The following is a 17505-nucleotide window of genomic DNA, read 5'->3' as shown; positions in this document are numbered from 1 at the left end:
ATGGCTCAAACCTACCTCCACCCGGCACGGGAACAGTCAGCCGCCCTCAAGGCCTTGAAGAAACGCAGACGGGGTGGGGCTGCCCCCTACCTCTTCATTTTTCCGTGGATATTCGGCTTTCTGGTTTTCACGCTGGGACCGCTGCTGTTTTCGCTCGTCATTTCGTTCTTTGACTGGCCGATCGTCGGCAAAGTGACGTTTATCGGGCTTGGCAACTACGTGGAAATGTTCACCGACGATCCGCTGTTCTGGAAATCGCTGATGGTGACGCTGAAATTCGCCGTGCTGTTCGTGCCGCTGAACATCATTGTCGCCCTCGGGCTTGCGATGCTGCTCAACCAGAAGGTTCGGGGCAGCGCGATTTTCCGCACAGCGTTCTACCTCCCGTCCGTTATTTCGGGTGTGGCGCTGGCCATGATCTGGTCCTGGGTATACAGCGGCGATTACGGCATCCTGAACTACTTCCTGTCGATCTTCGGGATTCAGGGGCCGGATTGGCTGAACGACACCAAATGGTCGCTCGTCGCCATGGTCGTTGCCAGCTTATGGGGACAGGGCTCGATGATGCTGATTTTTCTGGCGGGGCTGAAAGGCATCCCGAAGGATCTTTACGAATCGGCCTCCATCGACGGCGCAGGCAAGCTTCGGCAGTTTGTCAGCGTCACGGTTCCGATGATCACCCCCACGATTCTGTTCAACCTGATCACGTCGATTATCGCGGCGTTCCAGCAGCTGACGCTGGCGCTGCTCTTAACGGGCGGGGGACCGATGAAGGCGACGTATTTTTACGCGATGTACATGTATGAGAACGCATTTAAATATTTCAAAATGGGCTACTCCGCCGCCAACGCCTGGTTCATGTTCCTGATCGTGCTGACGCTGACGTTCCTGGTGTTCAAGTCGTCGGAAGCGTGGGTGTTCTACGAAGGCGAAATGAAGCGCGGACCGCAGAAGAAGCCGAAGCCGGCGAAAGGAGGGAGGGTAGGATGAAAAAGACGCTGAGCTATCTTGCGCTGATCCTCTTGTCCCTGCTCTTTATCGCGCCATTGTTCTGGGCCATTACGACTGCGCTCAAGTCTCCGCAGGAGCTGTACCTGTTTCCGCCCAAATGGATTCCATCCGTCTTCCGGTTCAGCAACTTTGCGGATGCCTGGAATATTCAGCCCTTTAACCTGTTTCTGAAAAACACGCTGATCGTCACCGTGCTCTCCACCCTCGGCCAGCTGGTATCCTGTACGCTTGTGGCCTACGGCTTCGCCCGGTTCGAATTCAAGGGACGGAACCTGCTGTTTCTGATCGTGCTGGCCACGATGATGATTCCGTGGGAAGTGACGATGATCCCGCAGTATATGGAGTTCAATTATTTGGGGTGGATCAACACGCTCAAGCCGCTGATCGTTCCGTCCTGGTTCGGCTCTGCATACTTTATCTTTTTGCTGCGTCAATTCATCATGACATTACCGCGGGAATTAGATGAAGCTGCTACGATCGACGGGGCGGGCAAACTCACCGTACTGATGCGGGTGATCGTGCCTTTGATGGGGCCGTCGCTCATCCTGGTGGCGGTGTTCCAGATGATGAGCTGCTGGAACGATTACCTCGGACCGCTCATTTTTCTGAATGACCAGACCAAATACACGCTGACGCTGGGCTTGTCGCAGTTCAAGGGCATGTACGGCGTCGATATGCAGTCGATTATGGCGATCACCTGCCTGATCTCCATTCCGCCGCTTGCCATCTTTTTCTTTGCACAGCGTTATATCGTCGGCGGCATAGCGAGCACGGGCATCAAAGGCTGACGCCTTTCCTGCTCAAGTGAGGAGACGCATCCAGAGAGAGAAAGGAAGGGAAAGCATGCACAACACGAACCTGCCCCGGGATTGGGACGATCTTGCCGTGCTGGCAAAAAACCGGATGAAAGGCAGAGCCTATTTCATTCCTTATGCGGACGCTGAAGGGGCCCTGAGCAGCGACCGTGGAAGCTCACCTTGGTTCCAATCGCTGAACGGCATTTGGAAATTTCACTATGCAACCAGGCCGGAGCTGGCGCCGGACGATTTTCGGGAAGAAGCGCTGTCCGGCTGGGACTGGTCGGATATTCAGGTGCCGGGGCACTGGCAGCTGCAAGGGTACGGCAGTCCACATTATACGGACCTGGACTACCCGTTTCCGGTGGACCCGCCCCGGGTACCCAATGACAATCCAACAGGCAGCTACGTCCGGGAATTCGAGCTGCCGCCCTATTGGCAGGGGCGGCGGATCGCCGTCAAATTCGACGGTGTGGACAGCGCCTTCCATGTGTGGCTGAACGGATCGTTCGTCGGTTACAGCCAGGGAAGCCGGCTGACTTCGGAGTTTGACCTTACGCCTTATTTACAGCCGGGGGTCAACCGTCTGGCCGTCCGCGTGTATCAATGGTCGGACGGCAGTTACCTGGAGGACCAGGACATGTGGTGGCTGAGCGGCATCTTCAGGGACGTCTACCTGATCGCCGAGCCCGCCTCGATCCGCGTCGCCGATTACCGGGTGGTTACCGAGCTGGACGCAAAGTTTGAGCAGGGAGTGCTGAACGTTCGGCTCGACCTGGAAGGGGTTGAACCGGAGGGAGGCGTCTCGCTGCGGCTGATGGACCCTGCGGGGCAGGAAGCTGCCTCTGCTAATGAATCGGTGCAAAATGGCTCCAATACCTTGGATGTCCGCCTGCCCGTTGCTCATCCGGCTTTGTGGAGCGCAGAACATCCTGCACTGTATCATTTACTGATTATGGTAACGGACGCTCACGGGAATCAGACCGAGATCATCGCGCAGCGGGTGGGATTCCGGCAGGTGGAAGTGAAGGACGGCAGATTTCTCGTCAATGGCAGGGCGATCCTCCTTAAAGGAGTCAACCGGCACGACCATCACCCGGATACCGGCCGAACCGTGACTTTGTCCACGATGCGGGAAGACATCCTGATGATGAAGCGCCACAATATCAACGCCGTCAGAACGGCTCATTATCCGAACGATCCGCGGTTCTATGAACTCTGTGACGAATACGGGCTGTACGTCATGGAGGAGACGGATCTGGAGACGCACGGGTTTGAGCCGCTCGGGAACATTTCGCGCCTGAGCGACGATCCCGCCTGGAAGGAAGCTTATGTGGACCGCGTCCGGCGCATGGTGGAGCGCGACCACAACCATCCTTCCGTCATCTTCTGGTCGCTCGGCAACGAGTCGGGCTTCGGCTGCAACTTCCGCGCCATGTCCGAGTGGTGCAAGGCGAACGATCCGACGCGCCTTGTGCATTACGAAGAGGACCGGGAAGCGGAGGTATGCGACATCGTCAGCACGATGTATTCCTCCGTGGAGAAGATGGAGGGCTTCGGGAAGCTGACGGACCATCCGAAGCCGCATATTATGTGCGAGTTCGCCCATGCGATGGGCAACGGACCCGGCGGGCTGCGGGCGTATTTCGATACCTTCGAGAAGTTTCCCCGCCTGCAGGGAGGCTTCGTCTGGGAATGGATTGATCACGGCCTGCGCAGACGCACGGCCGATGGGCGTGACGATTACGCCTACGGCGGCGACTACGGCGACGTGCCGAACAACGGGAACTTTTGTCTGGACGGTCTGGTCTTCCCTGACCGCACCCCGTCGCCTGGTTTGATTGAATACAAGAAAGTCATTGAGCCGGTTCGTGTGGAGTGGGCGGAAGCAGGCCGCATCCGCATCACGAACAAGTATGACTTTATAACGCTTGAACATCTTCAGGCGGATTACAGCGTGACGGCCGATGGCCGTACCCTGCGCAGCGGTGTGCTGACCCTTCCGGCCGTGGGGCCGGGGGAATCGGCAGAGCTCGCGCTCCCCTTTGCGTGGGACCGTCCGGAAAGCGGTCTGGAAGCCGGGACGGAGCGGTGGCTGAACGTCGGCTTTACGCTGGCGGCCGACTGCAGCTGGGCGGAGCAGGGGCATGAAGTCGCTTGGACACAGCTGGCACTGCCTGCTGTGGCTCCGGCAGAGGCGGCGTCGCAGCATCAAGCAGCCCGGTCCGCCGAGGCTGCGAGTCTGCGCCGGGCCCTATCCGTTCAGGAACGAGGGCATGCGCTGATTCTGGCAAGCGACCGGTTCCACTTGGAAGCGAGCAGGCTTGAACCCGGTTTCACTTCGCTCCGGATGAGCGGCAAAGAGCTGATCCGGCGCGGACCGCGGCTGAACTTCTGGCGCGCGCCGATCGATAACGATATGTACGTGCTGGCGGACTGGCGGAAGGCGCACTTGGACCGGCTGACCGAGCGGGTGGACGATTTCCGCTGGGAGCGGCTTGGCGCGGACGCGGCCCGGCTGACCTGGTCCTCGCGGATCGCGCCGCCGGTGTACGACTGGGGCTTCCGCTGCGAGACGTCGTACACGGTGACGGCGGACGGGCTCATCATCATGGACGTGGCAGGATCGCCGATCGGCACGCCGCCGTCTATGCTGCCGAAAATCGGGCTGCAGCTGCAGCTCCCGGGGGATTGTGAGCGGGTGGCCTGGTACGGCCGCGGTCCCGGGGAGAGCTACTCGGACAGCAAGGAAGCCGGCCGCTTCGGGGTGTACCGGAGCACGGTGGACGGCCTGTTTACGCCGTACGTGTACCCGCAGGAGAACGGCAACCGCACCGATGTGCGCTGGGTCTCGATGGCGGACGGCACGGGGCTGGGACTGCTTGCGGAGGGCTCGCCCGTACTGGAGTTCAGCGCAAGGCGATACACGGATCAAGATCTGGAGCAGGCGCAGCACATGACGGAGCTCAAGCCGCGCGACTATATTACGCTGAACCTGGACTACCGGCAAAACGGGCTCGGCAGCAACAGCTGCGGTCCGGCGCAGGCGCCGGAGCACGCGGTGAAGCCGGAACCGTTCCGGTTCCGGGTGCTGCTGCAGCCGTATATGGCGGAGGACCAAGCGCCGGAGCGGCTGAGCCGGCAGATGACCGGGGAGGCCGCACGATACCCACTTAAGGAGGAGAACGAGGATGCTTAATACACAGGACGTTTTGAACTTGTCGGGGAAAGTGGCGGTCGTGACCGGAGGAGCTTCCGGCATCGGCCTGGCCACCGCTGAGCTCCTGGCGGCTTTCGGCGCTCACGCTGTGCTGATCGATATCAATGAGGCGGCCGGGGAGGCGGCGGCCGCAGGCATCCGGGCCGAAGGAGGCTTGGCCACCTTCCGCCGCTGCGACGTCACCTCGGCCGCGGACTGCGAACGGACCGCGGCTGAAATTGCTGCCGATTTGGGAGGCATCCACATTCTGTTCAACAATGCGGGCGTCATCCGCCGCCGAAGCGTGACCGAGCTGGAGGAGCGGGATTGGGACCTGGTACTCAACGTGTCCCTCAAAGGCGTCTACCTCCTCTCGAAGTACGTCATTCCGGTGATGGAGCGGAGCGGCGGAGGCAGCATTATTAATACGGGCTCCGGCTGGGGTCTTAAGGGCGGGGACCGCGCCGCAGCCTACTGCGCCGCCAAGGCCGGCGTCGTGAACCTGACGCGGGCGATGGCGATCGACCATGGGCCGGCGGGCATCCGCGTCAACTGCGTATCGCCTGGCGATACGGACACGCCGCTGCTTCGGGACGAAGCCAAACAGCTGCAGCAGGATGAGGCGGCGTTCCTCGTCGCCTCCGCCGGGGGACGCCCGCTCGAGAGGCTCGGCACGCCGCGCGATATCGCGAATGCGGTGCTGTTTCTCGCGAGCGACCTGTCGGCCTGGGTCACGGGCAGTGTGCTCGTCGTCGACGGCGGCGGGATCGCCTGACCCCAAAGGCATATCGATTTTTTTCAACCTATACAACAATCCAATCATTTCTTTAGTTCATTCTATACAGAACGGAGGCGTTAGCTTTGGCAGAACACAGAACGTATGCCCATCCTTATATACCGAATACCGTCCCGGAAGTCCGGGACGCGATGCTGCGGGAAATCGGACTGACGTCCATGGACCAGCTGCATGACGCCATTCCCGATCACCTGAAGCTGAAGCGGGAGATGGACCTCCCGCCGGCCATGAACGAATATGAGCTGCGCCGGCATATCGAAGGCATACTCGCCAAGAACAAGCACGGCGCGGATTACCTGAATTTTTTGGGGGCGGGCTGCTGGCAGCATTTTATCCCCGCGGTCTGTGACGAAATCAACCAGCGCTCCGAGTTCGTGACGGCCTATGCCGGCGAGCCTTATGAGGATCACGGCCGCTTCCAGGCGCTGTTTGAGTATCAGAGCCTGCTGGCCGAGCTGGTGGATATGGATGTCGTTAACGTTCCGACTTTTGACTGGGCACAGGCGGCGTCCACGGCGATCCGCATGACCGGCCGCATCACCGGGCGGCGCACTGCCCTGATTCCGCGCTCTGTCGATCCGGATAAGGTCGCCATCATCCGCAATTACTGCACGCCGGTCATGGACATCCGCATGGTGGAGATCGACCCGGCCACCGGGAAAATGGACCTGGCCGATCTGGAATCCAAGCTGGACGGGGACACCGCCGCCGTTTATTTCGAGAATCCCGGGTATCTCGGCATCATCGAGGACCAGGGATCGGAAATATCCCGCCTCGCCCATGCCGCTCAGGCATTGTCGATTGTCGGCGTGGACCCGATCTCCCTCGGCGTGCTGGAGCCGCCGGCCCGCTACGGCGCGGACATCGTCTGCGGGGACCTGCAGCCGCTCGGCATGCATATGAACTACGGCGGGGGACAGGCCGGATTTATCGCAACCCGCGACGAAGAGAAGTTCGTCATGGAATACCCTTCCCGGCTGTTCGGCATCGTGCCGACGGAAGTGGAGGGCGAGTACGGCTTCGGTGACGTTGCATACGAGCGCACCTCGTTTGCGCTGCGGGAGAAGGGCAAAGAATCCGTCGGCACGCAGACCGCCCTATGGGGCATTACGGCCGGCGTCTATTTGGCCCTGATGGGGCCAAGCGGCATGCAGGAAGTGGGCGGAACGATCGTCCAGAAGGCGAAGTATGCGGCCATCCAGCTGTCCGGTATTCCAGGCGTATCCCTGCGCTTTGGCGGCACGCCGTTCTTCAAGGAGTTCGTCGTCGACTTCAACGAAACGGGACGCACCGTGGCCGACATCAACCAACAGCTGCTTGATGAAGGGATTTTCGGCGGCAAGGATTTGTCGGCAAGCTATCCCGAGTGGGGGCAGTGCGCCCTGTACTGCGTCACGGAAATTCATACCCAGGCCGACCTGGACCGCCTGGCCGGAGCCGTCCGCGCCATCGTAGGCGCAGGTGCTTCAGCGGCCGGAGCATCAGGAGAGGAGCAGACGCCATGAAACGGATTGTCAGGGACCGGAAGGTCCGCCAGTTCCACCAAGCCAAATGGGATGAGCCGGTCATCTTTGAACTGCACCGCGCGGGAGAGCGGGGCGTCATCCCGCCGCAGACCGAGCCGGCCGTTGCAGCGGAAGCCGGCGGCGTGCAGGACGCCATTCCGGCGAACATGCGCCGCAGCCAGGCGCCTGCCCTGCCGGAGATCGGCCAGGCCAAGGTGCTGCGCCATTACCTTCGCCTCTCCCAGGAGACGCTGGGCTCGGATTTGAACGTCGAAATCGGCCAGGGCACCTGCACGATGAAATATATCCCGCGGATCAACGAAATGCTGATCCGCAGCCCCCGCATGACCGAGCTCCATCCGCTCCAGGATGTGAGCTCGGTACAGGGCATGCTGGAAATCTACCACAGCCTGGACCTTGCGATGCGGGAGATTTCCGGCATGGATGCTTTTAGCTTCCAGCCTAGCAGCGGCACCCAGGCGCTGCTGGCCATGGCTTCCATCGTGCGGGCTTACCATGACTCGCGCGGGGAGGGGGAGAAGCGCGACGAGATCATCACGACGATCTTCTCCCACCCGTCCCAGGCCGCGACCGCTGCCGTCAAAGGCTACAAAATCATCACCCTTCATCCGGACGAGGACGGATTCCCGGACCTGGAGAAGCTGAAGGCTGCGGTCTCCGAACGGACCGCCGGCTTCGTCGTAGCGAACCCGGAAGACACCGGCATTTATAACCACCGGATCCGCGAGTTTACGGACGTGGTGCATGCCGCCGGCGGGGTCTGCTACTATGACCAGGCTAATGCCAACGGCCTGCTCGGCATTACCCGCGCGAAGGAAGCGGGCTTTGACATGTGCTTCTTCAACCTGCACAAGACGTTTGCCGCGCCGCATATGTGCGGCGGACCGGCCACCGGCGCGCTCGGCGTGACGGATGCGCTGAAGCCGTTTCTGCCTGGACCGCTGGTGGATCAGGCGGCGGACGGGAGCTATGTCCTGCGGGAGCAGGGCGGCAGCAGCATCGGCAAGGTCCGCAGCTTCCACGGCGTCGCCCAGACGGTGCTCCGCGCCTACGCGTGGATTCTCAGCCTCGGCGCGGAAGGCCTGAAGGATGTGGCGCAGACCGCTGTGCTGAACAATAACTATCTGTACCACAAAATCCTGCAGATCCGCGGGGCAAGCGCGCCATACATCAAGGGCCGACGCCTGGAGCAGGTCCGCTACAGCTGGAAGCAACTGACCGACGAGACCGGCGTCACGACCGAAGATATTACGCGGCGGATGTGCGACTTCGGCCTGCATTACTGGACGTCCCATCATCCGTACATCGTGCCGCAGCCGTTTACGCTCGAGCCGACCGAATCGTACTCCAAGGAAGATCTTGACGAGTACATCCAGGCGCTGGAGCATATTTCAAATGAAGCGTACACGAATCCCGAGATGGTCCGGACGGCTCCTCATGCCAGCACGGTTCACCGCAACGACGAATCGTCCCTGGACGATCCGCGGCAGTGGTGCATTACGTGGCGCGCCTATCTGAAGAAGACCGAACCGTCAGCAGTGAAGTAACCACGAATGAACTTGTAGACCAAGGCCACAGCCGAACCGATGGCTTTGGTCTTTTTTTATGGACTTGGCCCAATATAGGCCCCTCAGACATAATGGGGGTGGCTGGCCAAGCCGGATCCGGGGGAGGAACAGGTCATCCGGTTCCCTTATGCTCGTTATCCAAAAAACACAAAAAATTTGGAGAAGGAATAACCCTTTTTATAGAGAACTATGCTTGTATAGTCCATAAAACAGCCAAAGATGGACTGCATTGTTCACAGCCAAAACAACCAAATATTTGGAGGAGTGATCGAGGGTGAAGGAGAAGGTGCGTGTTGGAATGATTGGTCTCGGCGCACGCGGCATGGGGCTGCTGAGAGGAATCATCCTGCATATGGAAGATGTTGAGGTTGTCGCGGTTTGCGACCTGTATGAAGACCGCTGCGAGGAGGCGGCTGGATATGTCCAAGAGACAGGAACCACCAGACCGCTGGTAACGACCAAATATCAGGAAGTTGTGGCCCTGCCGGGGCTGGACGCCGTTGTGATCGGCGCATCCTGGGCGGACCATATTCATATTGCTGCGGCATGCATGGAAGCCGGGATCTACGTAGCCAGCGAAGTCGGCGGCGCTTATTCGGTGCAGGAGTGCTGGAAGCTGGTAGAGACGTACGAGCGCACCGGCGTACCCTGCATGATTATGGAAAACTGCTGTTACGGACGCGAAGAACTGATGGTGCTGAACATGGTCAAGCAGGGTGTATTCGGCGACATCGTTCACTGCGCCGGTGGCTACCATCACGATCTGCGCGAAGAAATTGCCTACGGCATCGAAAACCGGCATTACCGCCTGAACAACTATATTCACCGTAACTGTGAAAACTACCCGACGCATGAGCTCGGACCCATTGCTCAGATCCTGGGCATCAACCACGGCAACCGGATGGTATCCCTCGTCTCCATGTCCTCCAAGGCCAAAGGCATGCATGAATACGTTGTCCGGGAGAGAGGCGCCGATTCGGCGCTTGCCCAGACCGAGTTTATGCAGGGCGATATCGTTACTACCGTGATCAAGTGCGCCCATGGCGAAACGATTACGATCACGCTCGACACTACGCTTCCCCGCTACTACTCCAGAGGGTTTACGGTCCGGGGCACGAAAGGGATGTATGTGGAGGAGAACCATTCCATTTACATCGACGGACAGCATGACGAGCACCACTTTGACTGGAAAAACCAATGGGGCAACGCCGACTCCTTCCGTGAGCAGTATGAGCATCCGATCTGGAAGAAGTTCATCAGCGAGGGCGTGAAGGGCGGCCACGGCGGCATGGACTGGCTGGTCTACTCCGAATTTATCGAATGCGTGAAGAACGGCACGGATACGCCGCTTGATGTGTACGATATGGCCGCCTGGATGAGCATCTCGGCCCTGTCCGAGGAGTCGATTGCGCTCGGCGGTCATCCGGTGGCGATTCCGGATTTCACGAACGGAAAGTGGATGAGCCGTTAAACGATACAGCGATATTTTAAGCGAAATTTCTCGAAAAAGTGACCTGCAGCCATTTCGGAGAAACTTTCCCGAATGTACAGGTTACGGGCGCTGGCGATGAAGCCGGCGCTCTTTTTTTTAACCGCCGGCCATCGTTACTCTACGAGCGAACAAATTATTGAAAGCACTTTCACTTCATATGATATAATGCAATAAAAGCAGACATACCTAATATATCAATCACTTCCACCGTTTGCATCGTTAAAGCGCAGCAGCCGCTTGCCCCTAAGGTCCTATCCCTGCATATCATTAGTTCATAAGGAGACGAGTCCGTACGATGTTTAATGTTCTTGTAGTAGACGATGAGCATGTTCAACGAGAGGGCATCAAGGATTTGATATCGGAATACCGGTTTCCGTTCCACGTGCTCGAAGCCGACAATGGCCGCGCGGCCGAAACCATTTTGAACCGCCACCCGATCGATATTTTGATTACCGATGTCAAAATGCCGCTGATGAGCGGCCTCGAGCTCGGCAGGCTGGCGAAAAAAACGCAGGACAACCTCAAAATCGTCATCTGCAGCGGATACGACGAATTCGAATACGCGAAAACTGCCATTAAGCTGGGCGTCGTCAACTATCTGCTCAAGCCGCTTGTGACTGAGGAATTTTTGGAGGTGATGGAGGAGATTACGCATATTCGCCCCCATGCCGGCGGGCCCGAGGTGGAATCGGAGGAATCGAAGGTGATCCGCCAGGTGAAGGAGTTCGTGAAGGACCATTTTCAGCGCGACCTGTCATTGACGGAGGTGGCCAATGAGGTGTATCTGTCCCCTGGATACTTGAGCATTTTGTTCAAAAAAGAAACCGGGATGAACTTTTCCAAATATTTGACGGACCTCCGCCTCCGCAAGGCAGGCCATCTGCTGCTGAACTCCAATATGAAAATTAACGACATCGCGGCGTTTGTCGGCATCGACAACACCTCTTATTTTTGCCGGCTGTTCAAAACCAACTACGGCGTGAGCCCATTACAGTATAGAGAGAGCGGGAATGTCCATGCTTCACTGGATCAAGAGCAGGTTCAATGATATCCGGTTCCGCAACAAGCTGCTGCTGTCCCACCTTTTTATTGCGCTGATTCCCATTCTGCTGCTCGGCGTTCTCGCTTTTATCCAATCCTATCGCATCCAAATGAAGGAGCTGAAGAGCGAAGCCGCGGCCAGTCTGGACCAAGTGGCGAACATTCTCGATTATAAAATCAACCGCTACAACACGCTGAGCGAATTTATCGTGCTGAACCGCGACTTTTCGAAATTGTTCACCCGGAACTATGCCGGCAATTACTTCGAGATGTTCCTTGATTTCCGGGACATTATGGACCCGCTCATTTCCAATACGAAAACGATGGACGACAATATCGAGGGCATTACGTTCTATACGTCCGGGGATTTGCTCGGCATCCGCGACAACATTTTGCCGCTCAGCGATTTGAAGCAAAAGCCGTGGTTCGACGGGTACCGGGGCAGGCATTGGGTGGTGGACGGCAGTCACGTCTATCTGGTGCAGGAGCTGATCAGCAATTTGAAGGACAGCAATTACATGGTGATCTCGGTCAATTACGACAGCATTTTCTCGGATATGGACAAGCTGTCGGATCATATTACCGTACAGATCGAAGGTCCGCAGCACCAGCCGATCTTCCGTGAACAGAAGGCGGACCCGCCCGCGCAAGGGGCGACCCGGCTCGACCGGACGCTGAAAAGCAACGGCTGGACGATCCATTATTACCTGTCCAATGCGAACGCGTATGTCAACGCGCTGACGTTTTTCAAAATCACCCTGCTCGTCATTGGATTAAGCCTGCTCGTTGCCTTTTTCCTGATCTATATCGTGTCGAACAACTTCACGAGGCGGATCATCCACCTCAAAAACAAGGTGGACAAGGTGGAGCAGAACAACCTGGACGTCGTCATCCAGAGCTCTTCCCGGGATGAGTTTGGGGAACTGACGAACGGCATCGGTAAGATGCTGGGGCGCATCAACAGTCTGATTCACCAGGTGTACCAGGCGGAAATCGCCAGGCAGCAGAGCGAGTACCAGCGGCTGATCAATCAGATCAATCCCCACTTTCTGTATAATACACTGTCTTTTATACACTGGCGGGCCAAAAAGAAGCGTGACCTGGAAACCGGGTACATGGTATCGACGCTGGCCAAGTTCTACCGGACGACCCTAAACGGGGGCAGGGAGATGGCGACGGTCGCGAACGAAATCGAGCATATCCGGGCGTATCTGGACCTGCAGCTCGTCATGAATGACGGGGACTTTGACGTGGAGTTTCAAGTGGATGAAGATACGGCGGATTTGAAAATCATTCACTTCGTGCTGCAGCCGATCGTGGAGAACGCGATCAAGCACGGGTTTACCCATCCGGAGGCTGAGGAAACTCCGCGGATCGTCATTGCGTCGCGCCGGCAGGAGGGCATCCTGACGCTGAGCGTAACGGATAACGGCGTCGGGATGACCCCTGTCCAGGCCGCCAAGCTGCTGTCGGCAGAGAACGGGGGAACCGGCGTGAAGAACGTCAACGACCGGATGAGGCTGTATTACGGGCCGCCGTACGGCCTAGCCATCGACAGCGTCCCCGGGATGGGCACGACGGTCACCCTGACGTTTCCTGCGGAGCCGGCGGATACGGCGCCGAAGGGGCTAGTCGAGAGCGCGGCTGCCGGTCCATAGAGGGCGGAGATCAGCGGCAGCGAATGGGGCGTGTATCCGCTTCGAAGCGCCGTTGGCCGGCAGGCAATCCTGTTTTTAGCGCACAGAAGGAAGAGCCGGCTTCCGTATGGAAAGAAGGTAAAGAAGGAAAGAGCGCATGAGGAGGAAAAAACCATATGTTTGAACATTTGGTCTCATTTAAATTTAATCGCATCCTTGAACCGGAGCTGGAGCATGAGCTGCTTGGACTGCTGTGGGGGCTGAAAGATCAGATTCCCGGCATTGTTGAGCTTACGGCCGGCCTCAATGAAACGGAGGAAATGGAGAACATCCACGGGTTCAGCCTTGGGCTTCGCGTGACTTTCAAAGACCGCGAATCACTGCAGGCCTACGGGCCGCATCCGGCCCATCAGGAATTTGTTCGCAAACTCGATGGCTTGATCGAGCAGGTCGTGGTGGTGGACTATCCCGTTCAAGGCTGAGCATCCATCATCGGTGAGGCGGTGTGAAGCCGGCAGTCGTGCTGCCTGCTGGCATATACCGGGGTATTCCTATGATTGCTCAACGTCTGGTAGCTGCCGCCAGAGCCAAAGAGCGTTCCTTCGGGGCGCTCTTTTTGTGTGTCGAATCCGCCGGCGGGGCATTCATGAAAAAAGTGACACAGAACGGAAAAATGTGATATATACGATTTTTTTGCAACCGCATACAATTTTACTTGTACAAGGAATCGACAAGAGAGGGGTTCAAACGGATGAACAAACGAAAAATATCGTCACTGCTGGCCGTCACGTGCATCACGGCGCTCATCGTCAGCGGATGCGGCGGCGGAAGCGGCAAAGCGGAGGACAAGGTTGTCAGCGAAAAGGACTACGAGCCATACAGCAAGTACGAGTCCCCGGTGGAGTTTACCATCGGACGCAATACGAGCCATACGAACAATCTGCCGAAGGGCGATTCGATTGAAAACAACATGGCGACCCGCTACGTCGAGAGCAAAGTGAACGTGAAGGCCAAGGTAGCCTGGGAGACCGATGATATGGACCAGAAGCTGTCCCTGTCGATGACGACCGGTGAGCTGCCGGACGTGATGCTGGTCAGCCGCACGATTTTCAATCAGCTCGTAGACAATGACCTCATTGAAGATATGACCGAGGTTTACGAAAAAACCGCCTCCGAGGGTGTCAAAAACATCTACTCCTCTTATGGGGATCTGCTGCTCGACCAAGTGAAGGTGGACGGCAAAATCATGGGCCTGCCGATGACGAATATCGGCAACCAGCATCAGCTGCTGTGGATTCGCAAAGACTGGCTGGACAAGGTCGGCGGCAAGCTGCCGCAGTCCGTGGACGATGTGTGGAACCTGGCCAGAACCTTTGTGGAGAAGGATGCCTCCGGAACCGGCAAGACGATCGGGTTCGGGATGAATCAGGACGCGATGAATTTTTCACCGATATTTGCAGCTTATAATGCATTTCCAGGCCAGTGGATCAAGAAAGACGGCAAGGTCGTGTACGGCTCCGTGCAGCCCGAAATGAAAGAGGCGCTCGCCGATTTGGCCGAGCATTACAAGGAAGGGCTGATCGACAAGCAGTTTGCGGTCCGCTCGGACGAAGAGAAGGAAGCGCTGGTCATCAACGGCCAGGCTGGCATGCTCTTTAACCCATGGTGGATCGGATACACGAACTACAAGGACTCCATCAAGCAGGATCCAAAAGCCGAATGGGTGGCGGTATCCGCACCTGTAGATGAGAACGGCAAATTTAAAACGATCCGGCAGGACCCGGTCGGTGGAGGCATTGTTGTCGTGCGCAAAGGTTATCCTCATCCCGAGGCGATCATGAAATCGATCAATCTGACGACGGACTTCCTGTACTCACTGACGGACGACGCCGTCCAGTACAAGAAGGAGCATGCCAGCGAAGGGCTGACCGACCACAGCCGCTGGAACAACGAGCCGACGCAAATTCCGATGCAGGTGGACTATGACGACGTGCTCAAGCGTTATTACGATGACATCATGAAGGCTGACAAAGCAGGCAGTGCCGACGGAATTCAAGAGGACCGCGTCGTGTCCTATGAAGCGTACCAGGAGTTCAAGCAAAAGGGGACTGCGGTCGACGCCAATACGTACGGTGAGTATCTATCCCGGATCGAGGGGCAGCGGGAGGCGAACAACCCGAACCTCGAAGTGATTCCGGCCGGCTTCTACGGCACGACGGAGACGATGAAGCTGAAATGGGCGAACCTGCAGAAGATGGAGCAGGAAATGATGCTGAAGATCATCATGGGCCAAGCCAGCATCGATGCTTTTGATCAATTCGTGTCGACCTGGAAAAAGACCGGCGGCGATGAGATCACGCAGGAAGTGGAAGAGATGAGCAGCAGGTAAGTCCCAGTCAATACATCCTGGATAAATGGAAGTGATAAGTATGTCTTCGCTGGAAGCAAATCTCCATACGGAGCGGCAGGTTTCGGGACGGATACGGAAGAAACGCAAGGCTTTTCATGAAATGACGTATCACTTCATGCTGCTGCCGGGCATGGTGCTGCTGTTCATTTTCTCCATCGTCCCGATGTTCGGCATCGTGATGGCCTTTCAGAAATTTATCCCGGCCAAAGGCATTTTCGGCTCCAAATGGGCCGGGCTGACCAATTTCACGTATATGTTTCAGCTCCCGGACGCAAAGCAAATTTTCGTCAATACGCTGGTGATCGCGGTCGGAAAAATCATACTGGGGCTGATCGTGCCGATCGTGTTTGCGCTGCTGCTGAATGAAGTCCGCCTGAAAGTGTTCAAAAGCACCGTGCAGACGATCGTGTACCTTCCCCACTTCATGTCCTGGGTCGTGCTCGGCACGATGATGACGATGATCTTCTCTTACGACGGCATGGTGAACAACGTTCTGCAGCTCTTTGGGATGGACAGAACGATGTTTCTGGCCAGCAACACCTGGTTCAGACCGCTGCTGATCGTGACCGACACCTGGAAGGAGTTTGGCTACGGAACGATCGTCTATTTGGCCGCCCTGACGGGCATCAATCCTTCGCTATATGAATCGGCCGCTCTTGACGGGGCAAGCCGGTGGAAGCAGACGCTGAACATTACGCTGCCCGGAATTTTACCGACGATCATCCTGCTCGGCACGCTGAGCCTGGGCAATGTGCTGAATGCCGGCTTCGATCAGGTGTTCAATATGTACAATCCGCTGGTATATCAGACCGGAGACATCATCGATACGTTCGTGTACCGGATGGGTCTGATCCAGATGCAGTATTCGTTTGCCACTGCGGTCGGCTTGATGAAATCGGTCATCAGCTTCGTGCTGATTGTCGTATCCTACAAGTTGGCTTCCAAATACGCCGGTTACCGGATTTTCTAGAAAGGGGCGCTGATTTGCATGATACAATCGAGAACGTTCGGGGCGCAGGCTTCCCGCTTCCTGATCATCCTGGTGCTGGTGCTCATCGCCTGCCTGTCCCTGGCCCCGATCATCAATACGATCATGGTGTCGGTGAGCAGCAGCACGGCGGTCAACGCGGGCAAGGTGTATTTTCTCCCGGTAGATATCAACTTCTCCTCTTACGTTAAAATTTTGGACGACGAGAAGTTTTGGAGGGCTTTCCTGGTGTCGGTGGAACGGGTCGCCCTGGGCGGAGCCATTAACATGGTGCTGACAATTCTGATGGCGTATCCGCTGTCGAGAACGGCCTCGCAGTTCCGGGCACGCAACGTCTATATGTGGATTATCGTGTTCACGATGCTGTTCAGCGGCGGCATTGTTCCCTGGTACATGGTCATCAGCAAGCTGGGATTGATCAACTCGATCTGGGCGCTTGTGCTGCCCGGCGCGGTCCCGGTCTTCAACGTCATCCTGCTGATGAACTTTTTCAAAGGGATTCCGAAGGAGATGGAAGAAGCGGCCTTTATCGACGGTGCGGGTCCGCTGAAAATTTTGTGGCATATCTTCATTCCGGTGTCCCTGCCCAGCTTGGCGACGATCACCTTATTTGTCATCGTGGGCCACTGGAACAACTTCTTCGACGGGATCGTCCTGATCAACGACAGTCATAAGATCCCGCTGCAAACGTATTTGCAGCAGCTGAATTTGACCAGGGACCAAATGCAGAATCTGTCGGTTGAGCAGCTGCAGCAGTACAACAAGATCTCCAACACCACGCTCAACTCGGCTAAAATTCTCGTGTCCATGATCCCGATCCTGCTGATCTATCCATTCCTGCAGCGGTATCTCATCCATGGTATCGTGCTGGGGTCGGTCAAGGAATAGCGGGTCTTGATAGGCAAAACATGACAGCGACAATGAAAGACGGGGCTGACCGCGCAAGCTTTGCAAAAGGCTGCGGGGGCAGCCCTGTTCGGCGTTTGCCGGGAATGGCCGGAAGGGATGCGAAAGGGGTGCGGATAACCAATTGTTGACTT

The 17505-nt window shown here is 57.2% G+C and carries 14 protein-coding genes; all 14 read left to right on the top strand.

Going from position 1 to position 17505, the window contains the following annotated elements; all coding sequences use genetic code 11:
- Entirely contained in the window at positions 1–990 is a 990-nt protein-coding gene (locus BCV73_RS22840; RefSeq protein WP_076175657.1) for a carbohydrate ABC transporter permease, read from the top strand.
- Entirely contained in the window at positions 987–1799 is an 813-nt protein-coding gene (locus tag BCV73_RS22835; RefSeq protein ID WP_076175659.1) for a carbohydrate ABC transporter permease, read from the top strand. Before BCV73_RS22840 ends, BCV73_RS22835 begins: the two co-directional genes overlap by 4 nt.
- 55 nt (positions 1800–1854) lie before the next feature.
- The gene (gene lacZ, locus BCV73_RS22830) at positions 1855–5007 is read left to right on the top strand and encodes a beta-galactosidase, LacZ type (protein ID WP_089548635.1); all 3153 of its coding nucleotides are present in this window, start codon (positions 1855–1857) and stop codon (positions 5005–5007) included.
- A complete protein-coding gene (locus BCV73_RS22825; RefSeq protein ID WP_089548634.1) occupies positions 5000–5782 on the top strand; it encodes an SDR family NAD(P)-dependent oxidoreductase in 783 nt (260 codons plus the stop codon). The genes lacZ and BCV73_RS22825 overlap by 8 nt, the downstream gene beginning before the upstream one ends.
- Before the next feature lie 86 nt (positions 5783–5868).
- Positions 5869–7308 carry an aminomethyl-transferring glycine dehydrogenase subunit GcvPA gene (gcvPA, locus tag BCV73_RS22820; protein WP_089548633.1) on the top strand — a complete coding sequence of 480 codons (1440 nt, stop codon included), beginning with the start codon at positions 5869–5871 and terminating at the stop codon, positions 7306–7308.
- Complete coding sequence (gcvPB, locus tag BCV73_RS22815; RefSeq protein WP_089548632.1) at positions 7305–8876, top strand: aminomethyl-transferring glycine dehydrogenase subunit GcvPB; 1572 nt, start codon at positions 7305–7307, stop codon at positions 8874–8876. Before gcvPA ends, gcvPB begins: the two co-directional genes overlap by 4 nt.
- A gap of 295 nt (positions 8877–9171) precedes the next feature.
- Complete coding sequence (locus BCV73_RS22810; protein WP_089548631.1) at positions 9172–10368, top strand: Gfo/Idh/MocA family protein; 1197 nt, start codon at positions 9172–9174, stop codon at positions 10366–10368.
- Positions 10369–10684: 316 nt separating this feature from the next.
- Positions 10685–11437 carry a response regulator transcription factor gene (locus BCV73_RS22805; protein WP_076175669.1) on the top strand — a complete coding sequence of 251 codons (753 nt, stop codon included), beginning with the start codon at positions 10685–10687 and terminating at the stop codon, positions 11435–11437.
- Positions 11406–13088, top strand: a complete 1683-nt coding sequence (locus BCV73_RS22800) for a sensor histidine kinase (protein ID WP_089550366.1) — start codon at positions 11406–11408, stop codon at positions 13086–13088. Before BCV73_RS22805 ends, BCV73_RS22800 begins: the two co-directional genes overlap by 32 nt.
- A 155-nt stretch (positions 13089–13243) precedes the next feature.
- Positions 13244–13549 (top strand): Dabb family protein, encoded by a 306-nt coding sequence (locus tag BCV73_RS22795; RefSeq protein ID WP_089548630.1) that lies wholly within the window; start codon positions 13244–13246, stop codon positions 13547–13549.
- A 71-nt stretch (positions 13550–13620) separates the two neighbouring features.
- Positions 13621–13746 (top strand): hypothetical protein, encoded by a 126-nt coding sequence (locus BCV73_RS35915; RefSeq protein ID WP_256992956.1) that lies wholly within the window; start codon positions 13621–13623, stop codon positions 13744–13746.
- A gap of 72 nt (positions 13747–13818) precedes the next feature.
- Entirely contained in the window at positions 13819–15456 is a 1638-nt protein-coding gene (locus BCV73_RS22790) for a type 2 periplasmic-binding domain-containing protein (RefSeq protein ID WP_076175671.1), read from the top strand.
- A 121-nt stretch (positions 15457–15577) separates the two neighbouring features.
- Positions 15578–16447, top strand: a complete 870-nt coding sequence (locus tag BCV73_RS22785; protein ID WP_244364612.1) for an ABC transporter permease — start codon at positions 15578–15580, stop codon at positions 16445–16447.
- Positions 16448–16465: 18 nt separating this feature from the next.
- A complete protein-coding gene (locus BCV73_RS22780; RefSeq protein ID WP_089548628.1) occupies positions 16466–17353 on the top strand; it encodes a carbohydrate ABC transporter permease in 888 nt (295 codons plus the stop codon).
- Positions 17354–17505 lie beyond the last annotated feature (152 nt).

It is taken from the genome of Paenibacillus sp. SSG-1 (assembly GCF_002224835.1).
GTDB classification, from domain to species: domain Bacteria; phylum Bacillota; class Bacilli; order Paenibacillales; family Paenibacillaceae; genus Paenibacillus_AQ; species Paenibacillus_AQ favisporus.
This window is presented reverse-complemented; position numbering and strand designations above follow the sequence as displayed.

What these genes read in the sequence shown, in the direction of transcription:
- BCV73_RS22800 (WP_089550366.1), top strand. Translation starts at nt 11,406, where the DNA reads ATGCTTCACTGGATCAAGAGCAGGTTCAATGATATCCGGTTCCGCAAC.
- BCV73_RS22795 (WP_089548630.1), top strand. Translation starts at nt 13,244, where the DNA reads ATGTTTGAACATTTGGTCTCATTTAAATTTAATCGCATCCTTGAACCG.
- BCV73_RS22790 (WP_076175671.1), top strand. Translation starts at nt 13,819, where the DNA reads ATGAACAAACGAAAAATATCGTCACTGCTGGCCGTCACGTGCATCACG.
- BCV73_RS22785 (WP_244364612.1), top strand. Translation starts at nt 15,578, where the DNA reads ATGACGTATCACTTCATGCTGCTGCCGGGCATGGTGCTGCTGTTCATT.
- BCV73_RS22835 (WP_076175659.1), top strand. Translation starts at nt 987, where the DNA reads ATGAAAAAGACGCTGAGCTATCTTGCGCTGATCCTCTTGTCCCTGCTC.
- BCV73_RS22825 (WP_089548634.1), top strand. Translation starts at nt 5,000, where the DNA reads ATGCTTAATACACAGGACGTTTTGAACTTGTCGGGGAAAGTGGCGGTC.
- gcvPB (WP_089548632.1), top strand. Translation starts at nt 7,305, where the DNA reads ATGAAACGGATTGTCAGGGACCGGAAGGTCCGCCAGTTCCACCAAGCC.
- BCV73_RS22805 (WP_076175669.1), top strand. Translation starts at nt 10,685, where the DNA reads ATGTTTAATGTTCTTGTAGTAGACGATGAGCATGTTCAACGAGAGGGC.
- BCV73_RS22840 (WP_076175657.1), top strand. Translation starts at nt 1, where the DNA reads ATGGCTCAAACCTACCTCCACCCGGCACGGGAACAGTCAGCCGCCCTC.
- BCV73_RS22780 (WP_089548628.1), top strand. Translation starts at nt 16,466, where the DNA reads ATGATACAATCGAGAACGTTCGGGGCGCAGGCTTCCCGCTTCCTGATC.
- BCV73_RS35915 (WP_256992956.1), top strand. Translation starts at nt 13,621, where the DNA reads ATGATTGCTCAACGTCTGGTAGCTGCCGCCAGAGCCAAAGAGCGTTCC.
- lacZ (WP_089548635.1), top strand. Translation starts at nt 1,855, where the DNA reads ATGCACAACACGAACCTGCCCCGGGATTGGGACGATCTTGCCGTGCTG.